The 23,751-nt window shown below is 51.9% G+C and carries 11 protein-coding genes; 1 reads left to right on the forward strand and 10 read right to left on the reverse strand.

The annotated features are described in order from the left end of the window. Positions 1–2: 2 nt before the first annotated feature. From ACJJIZ_RS14370 to ACJJIZ_RS14410, 9 genes are all read right to left on the reverse strand, one after another. Complete coding sequence (locus ACJJIZ_RS14370) at positions 3–1,154, reverse strand: class I SAM-dependent methyltransferase (RefSeq protein WP_444913882.1); 1,152 nt, start codon at positions 1,152–1,154, stop codon at positions 3–5. Beyond that, positions 1,151–2,251, reverse strand: a complete 1,101-nt coding sequence (locus tag ACJJIZ_RS14375; protein WP_444913883.1) for a saccharopine dehydrogenase NADP-binding domain-containing protein — start codon at positions 2,249–2,251, stop codon at positions 1,151–1,153. The genes ACJJIZ_RS14370 and ACJJIZ_RS14375 overlap by 4 nt, the downstream gene beginning before the upstream one ends. Further along, positions 2,248–4,002 (reverse strand): ABC transporter ATP-binding protein, encoded by a 1,755-nt coding sequence (locus ACJJIZ_RS14380; RefSeq protein ID WP_444913884.1) that lies wholly within the window; start codon positions 4,000–4,002, stop codon positions 2,248–2,250. Before ACJJIZ_RS14380 ends, ACJJIZ_RS14375 begins: the two co-directional genes overlap by 4 nt. Continuing rightward, entirely contained in the window at positions 3,999–5,807 is a 1,809-nt protein-coding gene (locus tag ACJJIZ_RS14385; protein ID WP_444913885.1) for an ABC transporter ATP-binding protein, read from the reverse strand. The genes ACJJIZ_RS14380 and ACJJIZ_RS14385 overlap by 4 nt, the downstream gene beginning before the upstream one ends. Continuing rightward, a complete protein-coding gene (locus ACJJIZ_RS14390; RefSeq protein WP_444913886.1) occupies positions 5,808–11,393 on the reverse strand; it encodes a non-ribosomal peptide synthetase in 5,586 nt (1,861 codons plus the stop codon). 48 nt (positions 11,394–11,441) lie between these two features. Beyond that, a complete protein-coding gene (locus tag ACJJIZ_RS14395; protein ID WP_444913887.1) occupies positions 11,442–18,068 on the reverse strand; it encodes a non-ribosomal peptide synthetase in 6,627 nt (2,208 codons plus the stop codon). Then, a complete protein-coding gene (locus ACJJIZ_RS14400; RefSeq protein WP_444913888.1) occupies positions 18,046–19,461 on the reverse strand; it encodes an isochorismate synthase in 1,416 nt (471 codons plus the stop codon). Before ACJJIZ_RS14400 ends, ACJJIZ_RS14395 begins: the two co-directional genes overlap by 23 nt. After that, a complete protein-coding gene (locus ACJJIZ_RS14405; RefSeq protein ID WP_020415350.1) occupies positions 19,458–19,787 on the reverse strand; it encodes an isochorismate lyase in 330 nt (109 codons plus the stop codon). The genes ACJJIZ_RS14400 and ACJJIZ_RS14405 overlap by 4 nt, the downstream gene beginning before the upstream one ends. A gap of 317 nt (positions 19,788–20,104) precedes the next feature. After that, a complete protein-coding gene (locus ACJJIZ_RS14410) occupies positions 20,105–20,842 on the reverse strand; it encodes a thioesterase II family protein (protein WP_444913889.1) in 738 nt (245 codons plus the stop codon). Between the two features lie 121 nt (positions 20,843–20,963). Here ACJJIZ_RS14410 and ACJJIZ_RS14415 point away from each other — a divergent pair, with 121 nt between their 5' ends. Beyond that, complete coding sequence (locus ACJJIZ_RS14415; protein WP_444913890.1) at positions 20,964–22,568, forward strand: (2,3-dihydroxybenzoyl)adenylate synthase; 1,605 nt, start codon at positions 20,964–20,966, stop codon at positions 22,566–22,568. A gap of 84 nt (positions 22,569–22,652) precedes the next feature. Here the strand turns inward: ACJJIZ_RS14415 and ACJJIZ_RS14420 are convergent, their stop codons facing one another. After that, a complete protein-coding gene (locus ACJJIZ_RS14420) occupies positions 22,653–23,411 on the reverse strand; it encodes a putative outer membrane beta-barrel protein (protein ID WP_444897406.1) in 759 nt (252 codons plus the stop codon). Positions 23,412–23,751: the final 340 nt, after the last annotated feature.

Below are 23,751 nucleotides of genomic sequence, written 5' to 3' on the forward strand. Positions count from 1 at the left end.
CCTTAAACAGCCCTTGCAACAAATAAGGTTTGGCCGGCTACTGATAGCGGCGATGTCGAGGGTGCCAGGAAGTACTTAATCTCAAAGCCAGCGCTAACCAGCTCTTCCTGCCAGGCTGCGCTATCGATAAATACTTGATCCGAGCCCCCTCGCCGATCTTCACTGCCCAAAAGAGTCCCGGATTCAGCAGGGGAAAGCAGAAACTGCATAGCCGTTAACATGGCGTGGTTATCCCGAGTGGATTCGCTAAACAATAGCCAGCCACCAGGGACAAGCGACCTGCGAATACGCTTTAGCGTTTGGCCAATATGAGCAGCGTTGTGCAAAACATTGCCAGCCACAACGATATCGGTACTTGCCGGCGCAATTGACTGCGCAGAAAAATCGACATTGATATCGAGCAGGCTGCAACGCAAACCGATGTGATTGCGAAATTTTTTCTGTGCCGCAGTGGTAAATACTGGCGATACATCGGTAAAGCGATAATTAACCGGCCTTCCGGCTAAAGTATCTAAAATTGCCGAAGTGGTTAGGCCTGCACCTCCCCCCAATTCAAGCACCCTGAGCATAGGCCCAGGCTTGACAGCCTGTTTTATGATGTACGCTGCGGCATAATTGAGATACGTCGTAAACCAGTTGTTCTGGTAGGCGGCCAGTGCCGTTAGTATTTCTCCATTCTCAAACAGCAGTTGATTAATGGAGACTTGATCCCGCACCAGTTCAGACAAATGCCTCAGGAGCTTTTGGTGTGACTCGGCCATTTCAGGGGGGAATCCCAGCGCACCGTAGGCCTCCGGTAATTTATCTGCTCCGACTGCACTCTCAGGAATTTGCTCCCAGGAGTAGTTGCCATTACTGAGTTTCAAAAACTCCCGTTCAACCAAGGCCACCAGCCAGCGGCGAATTAACCAATGGTGTCGGCAGGCCGCACCTAGCGTATTAATAATTTCCTCACTGCCGCGCCCAACACTCTCTGGAGTCAGCGCTCCGCTGGAGGAAAATAACTCCATAATCGCCCACAGGCTGATAAACTCAAGCCTCTGCATTGCAGCCGGCAGTTTTGCCAAACCACTGTCTGTAGCAAGCTCAGCGGGTAAAGCTGCCAGCCCAGCCTCATGGGCGGTATCGGCGGGTGGAGGTGTTAGGTTTTTCAAATGGCTCCCTCCTCAAGGCACACCATATCTTCAATACTTGTTTCCAGGGTGGTTAAAAAACTCAATGCCCCAATCTTCGACATGCGTTCCATCGCCAATGCCGGCGGCAATACTTGGGCGCAGTAATGACAACCCGGTGGGATTTCATCGCGAAGTACAGCCATAGTGGTGACTGCGGCTACCGCTGCTGTTAGATCTGCATTGCCAGTGCCCCGCAACGCGGCTGTGCGCGTGCGCTCTTGCTTGTTGTATTTACCGGTAAGTTGCAAAAGCATCAGCACATAGGGATCGCGCCCCGCCAGATCCAATTCACTGGCCCGACACAGGGCTGCACGCGCTTCATCGCGGCTAAAACCATGGGCAGTATTAAAGGCGGATAAAATATAAGAGCCGCTAACCGCGTTATACCAATCACCATCAGAGAGGGATAAATCCTGAGCCAGGAGCTCGCCCTCGCTATTTAAATACGGAAGCACAGTGGTAGATGCAGGAAAAAAGGGCAGCTCGACATCGGAACGGCGTTTCAATATTCCACTCACCCGGCGTCCATTGCGCCAGGCTGCCAAGGGTTTATTGTGCTGTTCATTGGCACCTTGCAAATAATCATCGGCGGCGACATCGGTAAATCGATCGCGCAAGCCGAAATAGCTGATCAGGCTCTCTACCTGTGAAAACTCCTGCTCTGCCAGCCAGCGTGGTAGCAGACTACTGAGCCCCGGCTGTAATCCAGCAGATAAAACTGCGGTCAGACCATGGCTCTGGTAATAGGATCCATCGAGTTGCTCATAGAGGGCTTCATCGCCAGCAACATCGATATAGGCTGCTCCCACTTGTGCCGCAGCTTTGGCAACCCTGTCGCCAATTAAATGTGAAGGTCCTGCACAATTGATCAGAACCTCACAGCCAGATACAAACTGATCCAGTGAGGCTGCATCCAGGTAGTCCACCGTCTGATAAGAAATTACCGAATCACTGGATAGCGGCTGTTTATGTGCATTGCGACCACCAATACGCATAGCACCCAACTCGAGGGACTGTAAATAACCGGTAACCGCTGCGCCCACATCGCCATAACCACCTAAAATCGCAATTGTCATAGGCTTACCTCCGTATCGGACTCAACCAAACGCCAGCCAGTAGCACGGCTGCGCTGGTGCCAAAAATGTGCATACAGCCCCTGCTGTGATAACAACTTGCGGTGATTGCCAACTTCAGCCACCGCACCTTCTTCAAGTACGATTATTTGATCCGCGTTCATAACGGTGGATAATTGATGGGCGATCACAATGACAGTGGACCCTTGTTTTAATTGCTGCAGGGAACTGTTCAGGTACTTTTCATTGCGCGGATCGAGTGCTGCTGTTGCTTCATCCAACACAACAATAGGTGCAGCTTTTAATAGGGCACGGGCGATAGAAACCCGCTGGCGTTCGCCACCAGAAAGTGCAGCGCCCCCCTCACCTACCTGCGTCTGCCATCCCTGGGGCAAACGCTCGATAATCTCATCCACGCCAGCCAGTTTCGCCACACGTTCCAGTTCTTCCTGACTGGCTTCGGGACAGCTCAAGCGAATATTCGCTTCCAGGGTGTCGCTGAACAGATACACATCCTGCATAACGATAGAGATCTGCCGCATCAGGTCTTCTGTGCGCAGTTGCCGCACATCCACCCCGCCCACTTTTACCTGGCCCTGGTCGGTATCAAAAAAACGCAATAACAAACGGGTGATGGTGGTTTTACCCGAGCCTGATGCACCGACTATCGCTGTAGTGGTACCCGGAGAAACCCTAAAGGAAAGATCCTTCAATACCGGTTGCCCCGACTCGTAGCTAAAATTCACATTTGAAAATTCAACCAACCCACCCTGCTCGGTAAAAGGCTGAGATCTGGATGGCTCAGGTAGCGACTGCTCAAAAAAGATAGCGGCCAGTCTGTGCAAATCATTACCGGCCATGCGCAGCAGACCACTGCGCCCGGCGAGTTCCGCCAGAGGACCGGTAAATCGGGCCGCTAAAGCTAGCAAAGCCACCAATTCAATAGGGGGAAGTTGTTGATTGAGCGTGAGCCAAACACCCACGGCAATCACTGCGGCAAAGGCGAGTTGCACCATAAATCCACCGGCAAACAAGCGGGGGAAGGTCTGCTGCAACATGGAACCCGCCGCTCTGCTTTGCCCGGCAATCGCCTCTTCCAGTGGGAGATAACCACTGACGTTTTTACCAAATGCCCTCATTACCGCCTGGTTGCGCGCAAACTCCACTACCCGGTTGCTGGCGCGAGCACCAGCAGCATCCACTTCCGTTTCCATGGCGCCGATCCACTGGGAGGACCAACGATGGCCGATATAAATCAGGGGCACAAACAACAAAGCGGTCAGCCCCAAGCGCCAGTCAAACCACAACATCGCCACCCCCACGGTAAGCGGAGTGACAACGCCGCTGACAACAGGGGGTAGCAAATGTGCAAAGACATTGGTCACCATCAAGGTGCCCCCGGTTGCGCTGCGGGACAAACGACCGACTTTTTCTGCACTGAACCAACCGAGGGGAAGTTGAGAGAGGTGTTCACCCAAGCGATTGTGCAGGGTTTTCAATACCAGGATGGCCAGTGCAGCCCCTTTTACGGTTTGCTGGTAACGGGCAATACAAGCAATCACAACTACCGATAACAGGGAAAGCAACCAATACCCAACCGCCTCCATCTCAGATGCCAACAGTGCGCTGAGCAGAGGTACCAGAAGCGTCACCGCGATTCCCTGCAACACGCCATAGGCGAGAAGCCATACTGTATAAGTGCCAACTTCACGGCGATGCGCGGGTCCGAGAATGGCAAGCAAACTACGAATCATGATGAGACCCCGCTAATAACCTGAGCCCCACCATTCATTGCTTCTTCGTTTTGTTCAGCACTGTTGTACAAACGCCATAGTTCCGCGTAGTGCTTGCTCTCAGCCAACAGTTGTCGGTGACTTCCGCATTCAACCAAGCGGCCGCCGTCCAGGACCGCAATCTGATCGACTTCGGTGATGGTGTGCAGCTTATGGGCAATCACCAGTACCGTGCGATTGCGCACCAGGCAGGACAATGCCTGCTGAATTTGGGCTTCGGATTCCGGATCGGCGTGAGCTGTGGCCTCATCCAAAATCAACACAGGGGCATCTGCTAAAAGCGTCCGCGCGATACTTAAACGCTGCGCTTCTCCACCAGAAAAAAAGGCATCCTTGCCAATAACCGCCTGGTAACCTTGGGGGAAACTTAAAATTTTTTCATGGATGCAGGCACTGCGCGCTGCATCTACCAACTCCTGGTCACTGGCACCCGGGCGCCCAAGGCGCAGGTTATCTGCCACAGTGCCACCCAATAGCTGAGTCTCTTGAAGTACAAAGCCAACATGTCGATATAAATTGTCCGGATCTATATCACGGACATCGACGTCTCCCAGAAGTACAGCACCTTGGGTCACGTCATAAAAACGGGGAACCAACTTGGCCAGGGTGGATTTCCCGGCACCGGAACTCCCCACCAAAGCTGTGATCGAACCGGGGCGACAGCGCAAAGTAATATCGCTTACTACCGGCCGATCCTCGGCATAGGCAAAACTGACTTGCTTAAACAGTAACCCTGCATCTTTGGGCTCTTTGGGTTCAGAAGTCACAGCCAAGGGCGCAACCTCCAATAGTTGGTCAATCCTGGCTGCGGCTGCTTTGGCTTTTTGTTGGGCGGTTAATCCCTGGCTCAAAGTCAGGATGGTCTGAGGAATCATTACCGCGATCAGTGTGGTTGCAAGAACATCGATTGGCTGAATGCCTGTATTCACTACCAACCAGGCGCCCCCTCCCAGACTCACCAACATGATGACCGGCACCGATAGGGCCAGAGAGGTGACTGCCTCCAGACGCACAAGCGGTGTAACCCAGCTTGTATAACGGCGACTAAAATCTTCCACGGCCTGTTGGTAATTCCTGTGGGCGCGACCGGTTTGAGAGAAAACCTTGACCACCGCAATACCGTGGACAAATTCAACAATCGCAGCACTGACCCGGCCAAAGTCCTTATCCAGCTGCTGCATTTTTTCCCCGAAACCACGCATCATCCAGGCGTAGGACACGAGGTAAATTGGCAGGGTAACTACCGCTAACAGGGCCAAGCGCCAGTCGAGCCAGAATAAGTAGCCCAAGCCCGCCAGCGGCAGTGCAAACGCAGCGGCCAACTCCACCTGATGATGCGCAACCATATGGTGGAGATCATCGAGATCATCTTGCACGGCCTTGCGGACCGCACCGGAAGTGTGCTCGCTGTACCAACCCAGAGGCACCTGCCCCAATTTCCGCACCAGGGCACGTCGCAGTTCCGCCTGCATACGCTGGTCGGCAATATGGGTTAACCACAAACCGATTACGGTGCAGATCCAACCCATCGCCAGCCCGGCAACTATCGCGAATACAACGGGAATAATCGCATCGGCGATATCACTGATATCGGGCGCCAGGAACAAGCGAGCCAGCTCAACGATACCGATAAAAGGAATCAGTGAAGTGAGCGCACCACAGGCACCAAGCGCCACCCCTAGCCACACGAGGCCACGAAATGGACGCATCAGTTCCCGCAGGTTGGACTTTCGCAAGTTGGAATTTGGCAAAATGTGCTCAGCCATCTATTCGCCCGCTTTACCGCGCTGTAATGGTTTTGCCAAATGCTCGACGACGGTGGCAACCTGCGGCGGTTCCATAACGCTAAAGTGATTGCCCGGCACATCGATTAATTCAAAATCACCCAGACAAACTTCCTGCCAATAAGGCGCAGCCATATGCCCTACGCCGGCGGTGACACCGAAGGATTGCTCTTCCTGGCAGCGCAAGTAGGTCATATCGCCAATATAGGGAGGAAGGTCAAAACAGGCGGCGCGCATACTGTGTCGGCACACCCGGAAAAGCCCCGGTATCATCGCGGCTTCGACCGGCACACCCGCTTGGGCAGAGGCTAACTCGGTATAACCGGTCAGGCGCTGTTCCTGGGTAAGTTGTGAGCGTTGTCGCACAGCTTCAGCGACCGTTTTAAGCCCTGCATCACCGTCGAGTTCTGCCATTGCACCGGCGGGAACACGACCGTTGTGTTTCTGCATTAAGGTCTCGATCGCGCGGGAAATGTCTTCGCTCTCGATATGCTCACCAAATACCGCTTTTACTGGATCGAGATTTAGGTTGGGGGCAAAAATCGCTTCGAAAGCCAGCTCTTCATCGGTATCCACAAACATTGGGATACTGTCGATCAGGCTCAGGTCAATCACATCGACGCCGCGCTCCAGCAATCTCCGCGAAACTTCCGTCGCCAGCAGACCACCCAGGCAGTAACCAATTAACTGGCAGCGCTGGTAGCCCTCGTCGATAATTCTCTGGGCGTAATCATCGGCGGTGCGCTCGATTAACTCTTTGGCATCAATGGACAGATACGCTTCTGTATCGGCGACGGCAATTCCAATGACCGGGCCCAGATCCTGGGCCGCAAGCGCTTTGCCCAGGTGCTGGAAGTAATCCAGGGTACCCAGGGCCGCATGGAACATAATCCGCACCGGCGCCTCTTCTTTGGATGCCCCTTTACCCTCGCCCTTACGGCTGAAAGGCACCATCAAGGAGTTGCTGCCCTCGCGGGTAGTTGCAACCAGGTTGTCGCTATCAGTGTCTGCGTGTTCCTCGGCAGCGGCATCCGGCTCGGCTCTCAGTGCTCTGGCCAATGCACCAACCGTCGGTCCATTGAGCATGTGGCGCAACAAGGCGTCGTAAGTAAACGATTTTGCCTCGGGAATCTCTTCCAACAAGCGCCCTGCAACCCGCGCCATAATCAGCGAGTCACCACCGAGATCGAAAAAGCTGTCCTGTCGGCCCACATTATCGAGGCCCAGTGCATTAGCCCAGAGTTTGCACAGAGCCGTTTCCAGAGGGTCCATCTGTTCTGAGTGCGCGGCCTCTTGTGCATCGCCAGTCGCAGGGCGCCAACCGGCGAGCATTTTGCGATCGACTTTGCCATTGGCGGTGAGCGGCAGCTGGTCGAGAACTTGTAAATGAGCGGGCACCATATGCGCGGGCAATCTATTCGCTAAAAAGTCCCGCAGCTTCCCGGCACTTAAATATTGCCGATCAATTTTCATCTGCGCGGCCAATAAGTTCATACCAAAAGCCGACAAAGGATGCTCATCTTCCGGCAGGCAGAGTACTTGGCCGGCACCATGGGCTTTTAACAGCGATTGCCATTTTTCGATAGACAGGAACTTGGTCGCACCACAAGCGCGATCATCGCCAGCCGGGTCCATCATAAAACCCTGGGTGAGTAAGATATGGGCGTGATCCACCGTTGGCTCAGTCAGGATTAACCAGCCTCCGGGCGCCAGCAATTCGACTGCACTGGCAATAGCCACGTCTGGATTTCGAGTACTGTTGAGCATCCCAGCACATAAAATGACATCTGCACTATTGGGCGCCAAACCCTGGGCGCGATAGTCTGTATTGAGATCCATTATTCCGAAGCGCACCCAAGGCCATTCTTTAAATTGGCGGCGAGCCTCAGTCAGGAAAAATGCGGTCATGTCGGTAAATAGATAGTCAACCTCATATCCATCCAACATGGGAATAACCGACGCACTGGTAGCCCCTGTGCCAGCACCCAACTCAAGAACCGTTAACCCTCTATCGCTCTGGGCGGCAATGCGGTTAATTAATGCGGCAACGGCGGCATTGTTATAGCGGGCAATAAGATCGTCCCGATAGAGGGACAAAGCCACCTGCTGGTCGCCCTGGGGGAACAACAATTCAAACGGGTTTTGTTGATTCGCTAGTAACTGGGGTAATAACTCGACATGATCCCGGTGATATTGCAGGAATTCCCGATCACAAAAACCGCTTTCAATTCCCTGTTCAACGCGCTTCCACGCTTCGTCAACAGCAGAGATGTCTACTGCTTGGGTACGCGTATATTTTCCCTCAGCAGCGGCGCTGATAGTGGATAAGCTGAGCAGCTTCGCATTAACGAGAAGGTCCAACCAACGACGCACCAGCCAGTGATGCTTTTCGTGGACTTCCGCTAGTGAAAGAATTTCTTCTGCACTGTATCCCTGCTCGCAATCTGTAAATGCCCCCAGGCCCATCAAGCCGTGAAGCATCGACAACAGGGCCGCTTGTTCAAGCGCCTGCACATAGTCGCCGACACTGACAGCTTCCGGCTCGCCCGCCTGGTAGTGCGCAAACTGACGCACTGAATTTACCAGCTCGGGATCGATAACCGCCGGCTCGGCATCATCCATCCGGCGACTTTCCACAAAGCCCAACAGATGTAAGTCCGCTCCCGAATCGCCCTCTTTCCTCTCAATCACCGCCGCTGCTGTTGATACTGCGGGGTGGGCCAATAATGCAGACTCCACTTCTCCCAGTTCGATACGGTGTCCACGAATTTTTACCTGTCCGTCTTCACGACCCAGGAATTCGAGTTCACCACCGGGCAAATAACGGCCCAAATCGCCGGTGCGGTAAAGGCGCTGACCGTCCACCGGATGAGAGAAGAATTTCTGTTCAGAGAGGGCCGCATCACCGAGGTAACCATCGGCTAACCCCAGGCCAGTAATCATCAGCTCACCCGCTACCCACACAGGGGCATCGCGCAACTGGCTATCCAGCACCCGGAAGCCCTGGTTCGTCAGCGGCACGCCATAGGGAATACTGCTCCAGGCGGGATCGACTCGCTCAATACGGTGGTAGTTGGACCAGATTGCAGCTTCTGTAGCCCCACCCATGCCGATCAGATTGAGTGCGGGCACATGGCGCCTGATATGTTCCGGTAAAGTAACCGGAATCCAATCCCCCGATAGCATTGCCAACCGCCATTCAGACAGCGGCCGAGGTTCTGTATCCAGATAGGTGGCCAGCATTTGCAACTGCGCGGGGACGGAGTTCCACAATGTCACCCGGTGCTCATCCATGACCTCCGCCCAATGTGAAGGGTCTGCACCGCGGGCCGGATCGGGCAATACCAAAATCGCACCGACTGCCAAGGGGCCAAAAATATCGTAGACCGACAAATCAAAACTGAGTTGGGCCAAACCCAAAATGCGATCGCCCGGGCCCACTTCGAAGCGGCGATTAATATCCAGCACCGTATTTAAAGCGGCCCGATGATTAATCATCACACCCTTGGGTTCGCCGGTAGAGCCGGAGGTGTAGATGACATAAGCCAGCTGCTCGGGGTCACCATTACTGGCTACCGGAATCTCAGTTTCAGGTGCCAGGGTATCTACACTGATCACCTGCACTTCTGATGGCCACTTAATTTGGCTGGCGAGGTCGCTGAGTGTCAGGACGTATTCCGCCTCTGCACTGAGCAACAGTTTATTGAGCCGTATTTCCGGTTGTGCCGCGTCCAGTGGCAAATAGATACCACCAGCCAGGAGCACACCGAGGGTCGCCGCTATTTGCTCCCGCCCTTTCGGCATTGCAATGGCCACGCGGCCGCCCAGCTGGAAACCTTCTTTGCTCAGCGATTTGGCGATACCCGCCGCTTTTTTTGCCAGGTCGCCATAACTTACACTGCCATTGCTATCAATGATGGCGGTAGCTTCTGGCGTTGCCGCAGCCTGGGCAAATACGCCCTGATGCAATAGCTCTGAAGGAACAGGCCCATCGGTTTGATTAACCTGATGCCTCTCCTGTTGCTGCCACTCGGGTAAAGAAACCGGAGATTTGCCAAGCCATTGCCCGTCGCCGCCAGCGGCGAGCTCATTCAACAAGCCGGTAAAGGCCGCGAACATATCCTCTACCAGGCCCGATGGAAAAACGCCCTGGCGCACGTCCCAGTTAATTTCCAGGCCATCGGCATCATCCCTTACCTGGCAATCCAGGGTGACTTGCGGTGTCTGGGTAATTCCTCTGCCGGACTTTCTACCGCTAGCGGGTTTTTCTGTATCTCCCAGGCCAATAGCACTGGTAAATACCACCGGCATCAATGCGGCCTCGGGTCCTCGCGCACGGGACATTTCCCGCAGTACTTCCACACCGGAGAACAAGCGGTGATCAATATCACTGAACAACTGTTCGCCAATGCCTGCCGCCCAATCGCGAAAGGTTTTTCCATTGGAATCACCAATCGCCAACACACTGACCGAAGTAAAATCACCAATCAGCTGGTTAACCTGAGGGTGTAAGGGCAGCCGATTCAATAAGGTAAGATTCAGGCTAAAGCATGGCTGGCGGCTCCACCGCTGCAATACCGCTCCGTAGGCAGCCAGCACGGCAACCGACGCGGTCAAGCCGGCAGTACTGGCTCGCTGCTTCAGTGTCTGCCAGTGCGCGGTGTCCAGGCGATAGTGGTGGCGATTAAAACGTACAGATTCCGCTTCTGCAGCAGGCGGCAAAACCGGTAACTCAGGTGCGGGCGGCAATTGCTCAAGGCGATCCAACCAATAGCGACGATCATTTTGGTAGCCCTGGCTGTCCAATAAACTTCGTTCGGCCAGTAGGTAATCACGAAAATCAATTTCCATTGGCGGCAGGGCTGTACCGGGGTGAGACAGCAGGAGATCGAGCTCATTAAATAAAATTCCTGCACTGGCCCAGTCTGCGATCAGTGCATCCATAGAGAAATGCACTATATGGCCCTTATCTGTGCGGCTATGGCGCAGCTCGAACATGGGCCACTCACCAATGGGGTAGTTGCGGTGGCCCAGTTCATCTCTCACCGATTCCAAGGCAAGCTCCAGGGCGTCCTCGTCCAAACCGGTAAGGTCTTGGCTTTTCATTTCGTAGTGCGGCACTTGGGGGAGAACCCGCTGGTATCCCTCCTGCTCGATAACCGCCCGCAACATCGGGTGACGTTCAATGAGTTGGTTCCAGGCTTCCTGTAAACCTTTTGGATTTAATCCCGGGTACTCCAGCTCCAGGTAACCGTGACAAGCAACGCCGCCGTAGCCAAATGCATTTTGTCGACCCAACAGGTAGGCGGTCTGCACATCGCTTAAAGGGAATGGTTCATGCCGATTTTCCCTATCGGCCTCAACCACCACTCCCAGATCCTGGTCGTTGCCAGCGGCTGTTTGAGCAGCGCTCAGTATTTCGATAATTTGTAACTTGTGTTCCCGCAGCCTCTGCTTGTGCTGCTCCGACAGCAGGCCTTTGGCCGCGCGAAAGCGCAGTTGTTCAGACTCGGTCCAGAGTTCCACCCCAAGCCCTTGTAATTCGTCGATCAGTTCCATAGCCGTCATGGGGTTAAAACTCCGTCCAATCGCTGAAAAATAAAATTGCCAACAAGCTCATATCACACCCTCTTCCACCGTATCGGGATCAACATCCACTAGCGGTTTCATTGCACTTAGGGCACCGGCAACATCTGCCAGTCTCGGAGAGGCGAATAAACGTCTGAGGGGAAGCAGCAAGCGGTGTTGCTGTTTTAAGCGGTCGATAAACCGGGTGGCCAATAAACTATCGCCACCCAATTCAAAGAAATTTTGATCGCGGTTTATCGCTGGCAGGTTAAGAAGTTCCTGCCAGATCAGTGCGACCAGGCGCTCGTTATCTGTTGCCAGCTCAGCCGCTTTTTCCTGTTGCGGTTTTTCCACCGCATGCACGAGCTTTAATACTGAAGCCCGATCCAATTTGCCGTTTGCACTCAAGGGCATTTCCGGCAAGGTCACAATGAAATCCGGGACCATATAAGACGGAAGATGGTGGCGAAGGTACTCGCGCAAGTCATCAGTACTAAAAGTTGGTGGGCATTCGGGTGCGAGCACAACGGCAGCGACCAGCTGTTGTTCTTCTGTGGTTAGCACCAGCGCGCGCTGCACAAACATCTGACGATTAAATACGGTTTCGATTTCACCCAGCTCTATGCGATGGCCACGGACCTTCACCTGGCTATCGGCGCGCCCCAAAAATTCCAAGCATCCATTCGGCCAGTAGCGTCCAAGATCCCCTGTGCGATACCAGCGCTCACCATCGACCGTAACAAAGCGCGCTTCGGTCAACTCGGGAGCCGCGCGATAGCCCATGGCGACACCATCACCACCGATCCACAGCTCACCCGTTGTCCAGTCAGGGCAGTCGCGCCCCTGGGCATCCACCACCCTGAATTTCTGGTTAGCCAGGGGGTATCCGTACGGGATCGAGTGCCAGCTTGGGGCAACGTCTATAACTTCAAAACTGTTGGACCAAATAGAAGCTTCCGTGGCGCCACCCAGTGCGATAAAACGGCATTCGGGCTGTACTTGTTTTAAGCGCTGGGGTAAATCCAGGCCAATCCAATCGCCGGAATTTAATACCAAACGCAATTTGCCAGGCGGTGTACCTGCACCGACAGTGAGTAACATATCCAGTAGCGCCGGTACCGTATTCCAGATGGTGATGCCGTAGTGACATACCCGTTGATGCCAGCACTCGGCATCCCGCCGGTCCTCTTCATCAATCAATACCAGCGCACCACCGACCGATAGCAGTCCGAAAATATCGTAAACAGAGAGGTCAAAATCCAGGGCTGAAATGGCCAGCACACGATCATTTCCATCAACAGAGAAACGTTCGTTGATATCCGCAATGGTATTCCAGGCGGCACCATGACTGATCTCGACGCCCTTGGGTTCACCTGTGGAGCCGGAAGTGAAAATGATATAAGCCAGTTGCTCAGCTTCTGTTGCAATAGGCTCATCTATAGGAGCGAACTGTTCGGCCTGTTGAATTGCACTTTGGTCGAGTACCACTTTTACATCGGCACGGCGCAACATTGACTCACGCCTCGCCTGCGGTTGATCGATACCGACAGGTAAATAAGTGGCTCCCGCTGCGAGTACGCCCAAAACAGCGGCAATCTGGTCGGGTCCTTTCGGCAGGTTAACGGCCACCACCTCGGCAGGTGAAACCTGGCTTTCCAATAACCAGGCAGCGATGCGCAAAGCACGTTCTGCCAGAACGCCATAACTCAGAGAATTATCGTCTCCCCAATATAAGGCGATATTGTCGGGATTTGCTTTTGCCCGCTGGAAAAATCGCTGCGACAAATTATCCGTTGGGTCAATTGCGGTACGCTTTTCAAGCTGGGTTCTCAGTTCCCGTTGGGCCTTGGGTAATAAATCAGGCGGTGTGGAATCCCATTCAGCGTCACCCGCCCATTGGAGTAAGCCGATATAGGCCTGGAACATTTCCGCGCACATCCCCTCAGGGAAAAGCGCTTCGACCACATCCCAATTTAAGAAAACGCCTCCCTCGACTTCGACCACCTGGTGATCCAACCAGACTTGCGGCGTTTGTGTCAGGGCCCAGATGGGTTCCCGCAGAGGCCCATCCTCCGGTGCCGCTGTGCCACCGGGAATACCCAGTGCACTGGTGAAGACCACGGGCATTGTGGCTTCCGCGTCGCTCTGTCGGCGGGCTAATTCCCGCATCAAGCTAACACTGGAAATATCGCGATGTTCCAGGGCCGCGCCAACTTCCCCTTGTATTTTTTTCGCTCTCACCAACCAGCTGTCACCGGCCTCTGGCCGGTAACCCACCAGGGTCAAGGAGGTGAAATCCCCCATCACTCGATAGATATCCGGGTGAACTTCACGGCGATCAAACAGGGTAAGGTTCAAGCTCAGGTCAGGGCGACTGCTCCAGCGGCTCAGCACCTCGGCAAAAGCGGTTAGAAGCAGACTTGATGGAGTGATTCCCTGTTCAGCAGCACGTGCAACCAGGCTTTGCCAGGTACTCTTGTCGATATGCTGTTGATGACGCACGAAATGCGGCCGTTCAATGGATGCCGGCTCCCGCACAATAGGCAGCTGGGGCGCGGGAGGCAGCTCCGATAATTTGTGCTGCCAAAATGTTTTTGCGGCAGCCAGGGGACCTTCGGCAAGATCACTATCAAATACGGCGGTAGTTTGCGGCAGTACATTGCGCACATAGTCGCGGAAAGAGAGTTCGATAGAAGGTAGATGAGTTTCAGGGCTCTGACAGAGGATATTTAGCTCACGATAAAACAGCAGAATACTGAAGGCATCGAGAATCAAATTGTCCAAACCGATAGCCAATCGGGTATTGCGCCCACAGCGCACAGCACGGACATCAAACAGTGGCCACCGGCTGGGCTCAAACACCTGCTCAGCGCACTCCTGTCGCAGTTGAGCAAAAGCAGAAGCTGGATCGCGGTCTACCTCTGTAACATCAATGGAAAATCTCGGCACATCGGCAAGGATGCGCTGACGACCTTCACTGTCGAATACAGCCCGCAGCATTTCATGGCGGGCAATCATCGCATTTAGTGCAGACTCCAAACGCTCCAGATCGAGATCAACAACGTCGTATTCGCGATAAAAATGACAACCGATACCACCCAAAACAAATTCCGGGTCCCTTCCCAGCCAATAGGCCCGCTGGACATCGGTAGGTTCAAAAGCGGCGTACCGATTGGCCTTATCCGATTGCCAGGGTGTAACAGTAATTTCGGTAGTGTCTTTATTTCGCTGTGGGTTCTCAGTTGGATCTTGAACTAATGTCGCAGCAAAGTCGGCCAAGCTGGGCTGGCTAAATAATTCCGACAGTGTGACACCTTCAAAGCCAGACTCGCGCAGATCTCGCACAACACGGGTTGCTAACAGGGAGTCACCTCCAAGTGCGAAGAAGTTATCGTCCCGGGCTATATCATTAACATCGAGGAATTTGCACCAGGCGGCAGCCACCTGCTGCTCTAATTTACCTTGCGGTGGGTTCTGCTTTGTCTGGTACTGCGACAGGGATTCATCGGCAAACTGCTGTAAACCGCCGCGATCAACTTTGCCATTGGCGGTAAGCGGTATTTCAGTGAGACACCAAAGCTCACTGGGCAACATGGCGCTGGTCAATCGTTGACTCAGGAACTCCCGCAAATCGTTCAAAGGTTCCTGCAACTGCTGCAAATCAACAAAGCACTTTTCTGGATTTATATTCCCTTGCGATAATTTGGATTCCAGAACGACAACCGCAACCACACCTCGCTGAGTCAGCAGTGCGACCGCTTGCGCAATCCCTTTGTGCGCAGTCAGTGCCGCTTCAATCTCGCCGAGTTCAATGCGGTGTCCGCGCACCTTGACCTGATTATCGGCGCGGCCCAAAAACTCCAGGCACCCGTTCGGCCAATAGCGGCCCAAGTCTCCGGTGCGGTACCAGCGCTCGCCTTCGTCTGTCACAAAACGGGCTGCGGTGATATCGGGAGCACCGCGATACCCCAAAGCAACGCCAGCACCACCGATCCATAACTCCCCTGTCACCCAGTCAGGGCAATCACGCCCCTGGGCATCCACCACTCTGAATTGCTGGTTGGCCAAAGGGTAACCATAGGGAATAGATCGCCAAGAGGAATCAACTTCTTTGACTTCAAAATTGTTCGACCAAATAGAAGCTTCGGTGGCCCCGCCCAAAGCGATAAAGCGGCAACCTGGGTTTACGCGCTTTAATCGTTCCGGCAGGTCAAGGCTGATCCAGTCGCCAGAATTTAATACCAGGCGCAGCTCCCCAGCTGGGGTATTACCACCCGTGGTCAGCAGCATATCCAAAAGCGCCGGCACCGTATTCCACACAGTAACGCCATGCTGGCACACCAGCTGATGCCAGCGCTCAGCATCCCGCCGGGATTCCTCTTCAACCAATACCAATGCACCGCCGGCGGACAAGAGCCCAAAAATATCGTAAACGGAAAGGTCGAAATCCAATGCTGATACGGCGAGCACTCGATCATTTTCGTTAACCGAAAAGCGCGTGTTAATGTCCGCTATTGTGTTCCAGGCACTCCCGTGACTAATTTCTACGCCCTTGGGTTCACCGGTAGAGCCGGAGGTGAAAATGGTATAGGCGAGACCTTTGGCCTCTCCCACGACAGGCTTGGATAAAGGCGCGACACCGGAGAGCACAGACAAGTTATCTATAACCAGCTTGGCTCCAGCAAGCTTTATCACGCGCTCTCTACGTAGCGGTGGCTGGTCTATACCCAGCGGCAGATATGCCGCTCCTGCCGCTAATACGCCCAAGGCTGCAATAATCTGCTCCGGTCCCTTGGGTAATAAAATACCGACCAAATCACCGGGCTCAACGCCTTGAAGCTGTAAATACGCGGCCATCGCCAAAGCACTGTGGGCCAACTCCCCGTAACGGATTTGATCACCGCTCCAATAGAGAGCCACTGCTTCTGGGCAGTTTTTGGCATTGCTAAAAAAATGTTCGTGTAATTGGTGAGGCTGGTATGGCTTGGCTGTGGAATTTACCTGCTGGCGCTGCTGCTTTTGTTCCGCTGGCAGCAGCGATGGTATCGGCTGGGCCCAGAATTCCGGGCTGCCGATCAGGCATTCCAGTAACTGCGTAAAGGCGGCAAACATGCCATCCAGGACGCCGGGAGCAAAAGCAGCTTCCCGCGCATCCCAGTTTACGGACAGGCCACCTTTGAGTTCCATAACCTGTACGTCCAGCCACACTTGTGGCCCTTGGGAGATAATCCAATTGACATCTCCAAAGGCACTCCGAACTGACTCGCCAAATAATTCTCCCAACCCAAGCGCACTGGTAAAAACAACCGGCGCAAACACCGTTTGTCCCTGTTGCCTGCTGAGGTCACGCAGCACCTCTACGCCGGAATAACTCCCGTGCGCTACATCCTGACGGAAGTTGTGTTGTAAACGCTGTGCACGCTCAACAAAGGTTCCACTCTGGCTGCCCTGCCAGGCAAGCAAGATCGAAGAAGTAAAGTCTCCTACCAGAGAGTTGACATCCCGGTGCAGGGATTCCCGGTCGAACAGGGGGAGATTCAGCAGGAAATCTGACTCTTCGCTATAGGCCGTAAGCACTTCCGCAAGCGCCGCTGCCAAGGTCATGGATAAAGTAATACCGTGACGACTCGCAAATTCCGCTAGCTGGTTTTTCCGATCAGCAGACAGACTATAGTGGCGACGAACAACGCGACGAGTGTCTTTAGACTCAATACCTATTGCAGTGGGTAATTGAGGAGCACCAGTCAAATCTGCCAGGCGATCCTGCCAGTGTTCTTTGGCCTGCTGCTTCTCAGCTCGGCGCTCTTCCTTTGAGTGAAGAGCGCTGCGGTCAGCCTGGTAGCGCGGATAACTGTAATTAAGCGGAACCAGAGACTGTTCTGGTTCCAGGTAGAGCTTGGCCAAGTCATTCAGTAACACGCGCAGACTAAAGGCATCTGCAGCTACCATATCCAGATTAATATGTAGGCGTGTGCCGCCAGCTTTTAATTCCGCAGGTAACAATGAGAGCTGTACATCAAAAACCTCGCCCTGCGATATATCCAGCTTCCGATGGGAGAGTTGCTCCCTAACAGCGATAAGACTCTGCTCCGCTTCTGCGGCAACCTGATGCCTGAAATCATGAACCTTTAAACCGGGCCAGCTCACTTCTGCGGGAATCTGCTGTCGACCATCATCGAGGATTTGAACACGCAGCATCCCATGTCGCTCGAACAGGGAGCGCACAGCCTGTTCCAATCGATCAGGTACTACTTCCTGGCCATCAAACTCATGATAAAAATGTGCGGCAACGCCCCCTAAATATTGGTTCGGGTCTCGTCCAATCCAATAGGCATGTTGCATCGGTGCCAAATCAAAGGGAGTGCCTTCATCAAAGGCTCCCGGCACAGATAAATGTTCACTGGTACTTTCTTCAGTTCCAGTAGCCAACTGAGGTAGAGAAAGCCAGGCTTCCAATTGAGGCACTGCAATAAGATCAGCAAATTTTACTTTGATCTTTTTCTGCCTTAATTGACCAGCTATCTTCATGATTTGTACTGAGTTAAGCCCCAGTGCAATTAAGTCAGCCTGCGGATGAATGCCATTAATATCGGCATCAATAGCCTGACAAACTAAATCCTTTAACAAACTGGCCGGACTGATTGGCTCTGATTTATTCTGCGGCTTCGGCGACAAGAGATACGCTCCTTATTGCGTCTCGGATAACACGCATTTTGATACAACTTTCACGATACTCGTGGGCAGGAAGGGAAGCCTCAACCAGGCCACAACCGGCAAATAGTGTTACCTTGCCCGGAGTAATAAGTGCAGAGCGCAGCGCAACAGCAAACTCCCCTTCCCCCTCGGCATTGAGCCAACCAACAGGTCCGGCATACCAACCGCGATCCAGGCCTTCATTTTCACGGATATACTTCAGTGCTTTTTTCCTCGGCAGGCCTCCCACCGCAGCACTTGGGTGTAAATCCGATAAGATATCCAACAGATTTACACCATCTTTCACCAAGCCCTCTAGAGGCGTCAGCAAATGCTGAATTTGCTTTAATTTACAGAGTTGGGGCGGTTCAGGTTCCGCTACGCTGTGGCAGTATTTGCGCAAAATAGAAAGGAGATGTTGGACAACCAGGTCGTGTTCAAATCGGTCCTTCTCGCTGTCAAGCAGAGATATCCCCAATTTGTAATCAGTTGCCAGGTCTTTTCCCCGAGGTGCGCTACCGGCCAAAGCCACTGTGCTAATACGCCCGTCTTTACCAGCCGCTAAGCGCTCAGGCGAAGCCCCAAGAAAGCAACTTTTTCCGCGGGAAAAGGCAAATAAATAGGCATCGGGGTAAGATTCTTGTAAATATCCGAGAATACTTCCCGGGCAGCAATCCGCGCTCAGTGATTCAGAACGAGCGAGAACTACTTTTTGAAACTCGTTGCGCTTGATTGATTCGACCGCACCAACTACACGCTGCTGCCAAGCTATTTGGCCTGCATAATTTTGGCTAAAATCAGACTCCACCGAAAACACATTGTCATTCGCAGAAAGGTCGGAGCTACGAGACAAAATATGCTGCCACCGCGCCTTCATCCGCTCCGCAGTCTGATTGCATTCTGTTTGATCGGTAACGATAAAATTCATTACCAGATAACTGCGACCCCCTTCACAGTAAAGGGCCAACTCGGGCAACGTAAGCGCCCCTGCGGGAAAGTCTTGCCACAAGGATGAGGAATCTTTTTGGCTATCAAAAGCAAACCCACCACACAAAACCGGCCGATGCCCCCCGCTTACCACAGCGGAGGACAGTAATTTTTGCCAATTGGCTTGGATTTCAGACCAAGATTCCCCTGGGGCACAACTAAATTCACAGGCAGAGCCAAAGGTCACAGCATATTCATCTCTAGAGGGCACACCCCACAGAGACGCGAACCTTTCATGCTGATAGCCGGTGGCAAACAACCCTATTGGGTTGCGTCTATGACATGGAGTTGAAAACGATGCCAGAACCTCTGGCTGCCCCCGGCTTACCCTGGACTTGGCTTCCTGCAAACAGGCTTCCAGGCCAGCATATTTAGAGCGGCCCGTCATACACCTTCCTCAACGGGCAAGCCGCGCTCAGCGCGCCAATGCAGCTTTTGTTGATTGATAAACCAGTGAATAATCCCGGTAAAAAGCTGCTCTATATAATCTGCGGAAAGTTGTTCTTTCTCAGCCCAACGACGGCGGTCAATCAACATATCCGCAACCCGGTCTGGAGCAGGAATACTCGTTTCATCCGGCTTGAACTGGGCTGCTGACAAAACATACCCCATACGCCGCTGCAACAGCCTGATGATCTCGCGATCAATGGAATCGATACCTTGGCGGATCTCATTCAGATTTTCACACTCCATTGGTAGCTTCGTTGCTTGCATAGAAACTCCATCACCTAAGCAGTTCATCTTCCCATCAATAATGAAACGTTATAACATATCATTATCGAAATCAACGGGATGTTTGTTTTGGATTTGGGCGTCAGGGTGGAGAGAGAGTGTGCTACTTGTTACTAAAGAGAAATAATTCGAACATCATTAAAAATAACGATCCCGGATTAATCGAAGTAGAGATCCGCTATCTATTGAACGATGGAGAATATAGAGCCGCTCAACAGCCCTATTCTCCCAACAATTAATTTCGATAGCGTTACAAGAAACAGAAATATTTTATACGGCCAACATAACTTCACATACAGTTAGGCCAAGCGGAGCTTCTGAACAATATGGCCAACCACCAGATCGGGGCAATCTGACAGATAAAAATGGTTACCTGCGTATTCATTCAATTGGAACTCACCATTGGTCCACTGCTGCCAACCCTGAGCTTCAACGGTACTCAACTCAGGATCATCCCGTCCTAGCATCGCGGTGATGGGGCAATCTAGAAGTTGGTCCGAGGACATATTGCTGGTTTCGATCAATCGATAATCCTGGCGTATAGCAGGAAGTAGTAGAGCCCTTAACTCAGGAATTTCCAATAATTCAGGAGAGGTGCCGCCAAGCTCAATGAGTTGTTGGCACAGAGATTCATCACTTAACTGGTGTATGTTTCCACTCTTTTGAAATTGTGGCGCTTCACGCGCAGAGACAAATATGTGTTCAGGACCGTGCAATTTTTCGCGATACAAGGAGAGAGCCAATTCATGAGCAACTGTAGCTCCCATACTGTGCCCAAATACTGCCCAGGGTTTATCGATGACAGGTTTGATAGCCCTACTTAACAAAGCAATTAAAGTTTGCATATCTGCGGGCATAGCTTCATTACAGCGTTGCTCCCTACCCGGTAAACATACGAGAACCAATTCTATGGAATCTGGCAATAATTTCGCCCAGGGCCGGTAAAGTGATGCTGTACCACCAGCATGAGGCAAACACAAAAGTCGGATAGCCGCTTTAGGTTGAGGGCGAGGGATTTGTAGCCAAGCGCCGGACATAGATTTATCTCAATAAGAAATTTGAAGCCGTGAATACTAACTGTTAATTCTTAATTTAGAAATCTGAAGAAGATTCAAAAAAACACTCCCCTGCTCCACCCAAACATTTCAGGAGACCAGCATGGAAAATAATTTACTTAATGGTTACACGCCTCACCCAAAGGAACTAGAGGATTTCTATCAGCAACAAGGAATTTGGGATAACCAACCTATTTGGGAGCTGATCACACGTAATGCGAAAAACTTTCCCAATCAATGCGCAGTTCGGGACCTATCGGATCAATTAACTTATGCTGAATTGGTTAATGAGGCCGATAGCATTGCTGCAGGCCTGGTGGAACAAGGCTACAAAGTTGGGGAGCGGGCAATACTCCAGTGGAGCAATAAAGTCAGTTTCATCACAGCCCTACTCGGTTTATTTCGAGCGGGAATGGTTCCTGTATTAGCTTTGCCAGCACATCGCCAAAATGAAATATGCCATTTTGCACAGGTCTCGGGTGCCAGTGTCTATATCACTTCAGGAGCGGAAAGTGATGGAAGTCGACACAGCATGATAGAACAAATTGCTTCGCAATCTCCGACCTTGCGAGGCATATACAGCTCTGATGAAAATGACACATTCCGCCCCCTGCCCAGAAGAGAATGCCAAGGTTTCACCCCTGTTCCAGTAGACCCCAACGCCCCAGCTCTATTCCTCGTTTCCGGTGGCACTACAGGACTTCCGAAACTTATTCCACGTACCCACAATGACTATCGCTACAACATTACCTGCGCTACGGCTGCTTGTAATTTAGGAAAAGATGAAATCTATTTGGCAGTACTCCCCGCCGCCCATAATTTTCCACTGGGTTGCCCCGGCATTCTGGGCACGCTATCCATGGGTGGGCAAGTCATATTCACCAAAGATGCAAGTCCGGATTTCTGCTTTGAGCTGATAGAGCGTTACGGCGTAACCGCCACAGCCCTGGTCCCAGCACTGGCTCAAGTCTGGACTGCAGCGACAGAATGGGAAGATGCTGATTTAAGCTCTCTCCGCTTACTTCAAGTTGGTGGCTCAAAACTGAGTCCAACTGACGCCTATGCTGCGATAGATGCTTTTCCCGGTGCACTACAGCAGGTATTCGGAATGGCCGAAGGGTTGATTTGTTACACCCATCGCGAAGATAACAATGAAACCATCACCAATACTCAAGGAAGACCTATGAGTTCCCTCGATACTCTAAAAGTGGTTGATGAGTACGGGCAGGAAGTGAAAGCCGGAGAAGAAGGAGAACTGCTTACTCGCGGCCCCTATACACTGAGAGGCTATTACCGTGCAGAAGAACATAACCGACGCGCTTTTACCCCAGATGGATTCTATTGCAGCGGGGATCGTGTACGCATTCTGGACAATGGCAATATTGTAGTTACTGGACGACTCAAAGATGTTGTAAATCGGGGCGGGGAAACATTTGCATGTGACGAAATTGAAGAGCATCTACTCGCCCACCCCAGCATCCAACAAGCAGCTATCATTGCTTTGCCAGACCAAGAGATGGGAGAGCAAGTTGGAGCGACTATCGTATGTACGGATAAAGCGCCAAGCTTGCAAACGTTGCGCGACTTCTTAACCGAAAGGGGCCTGGCCAGCTTTAAGCTACCTGAGCAGCTTAAAGTGTTATCTCGTCTGCCGGTTACCGCAGTCGGGAAAGTTGATAAGAGGAAGCTCTTAGATCTTATCGATTAGTACTATTTGAGAGATTGAGCACCCATATTCATGAAAGTATGGCTTTAACCCATACTTTCATTTTAAATGAACAAGAAGTATAAATCAGAATATAAAGGATATACCAACTTGCAACACATTAAGGTTCCTTAAATCAAATTCTATATGGTCAAAGTCATTTATATAATACTCCCCCACCTTACCAACATTATGCAGCATGTATTCGGCACTTATACGGAAAGAATTATTAAAGTTGTATCGCGCACCTAGACCTACATGGAAATAGCTTTTACTGAATTCATTTGACCCATAATAGTTACCACCAGCGTAAAATTCATCCATAGTATATGACCAGTCCAGCTGCGCAAAACTATAGCCCAACAACAAATACATGCAGGACCTGTCGCAATACCAAGATAAATCCAGAGTTCCTGTAATTGAAAATACATCCAAGCGATGTTTCTGATTGACCTGGTATCGCTCAACAACTGTAACTTCGTCATCGATATAATCGATATTTTCTACCGATATCGATCGCCCTAAATTTGTTCTGCCATAGCTAAAGCGAAGTTCAAACGGGTAGCCATTGAAGTCGATCCCGATATCGACGCTGCCCCAAGGCTCACTTCCTGAACTTGAGGTTTTGTAGTAACTATATTCGTAAAAATAATCGTAGTAGAAATATGGGTCATAAAATACACCCACAGTACGATAATCCTGCTTAACCTCCAGCCTATTAACTCCACCATTCAGTGAAATATATGGACGAAACCCCCACGGGTTTTCTAAACTGCCATAGTCAGCAGCTATGGCCTCCATGGAAAAAATAAGTGATCCAATAATGACAGCTGAGTGCAGGCGCATAGTAACCTCCTTGTCGCTTTACACAACTCAAGACCCTCACAGAATCCAATACATTGATTTGTCGATATGACTAAAAGTCCTTTACAGCGGAACAAAAAACAATTTGTCAAAGCTCCCATCTTGATATCGACAAATGGTGTTCTTATGCAATGAAAAGCTATGGATTCAAAGTAAATTTGTACTCCTATAAATTTAAAAATAGCAGTTACTCCTAACTTCCAGGGCTCAATTTACTGCCAGGGTAGCGAAAGGTGTTAGCAAAGTGATGAACGGGCATAAACCAACAATGTAAGAACGAAGCCGTTAGATTTATACACGCCGTTTAAATACTCTGAATTTC

The organism is Microbulbifer maximicatervae (SeqCode) (assembly GCF_052467225.1).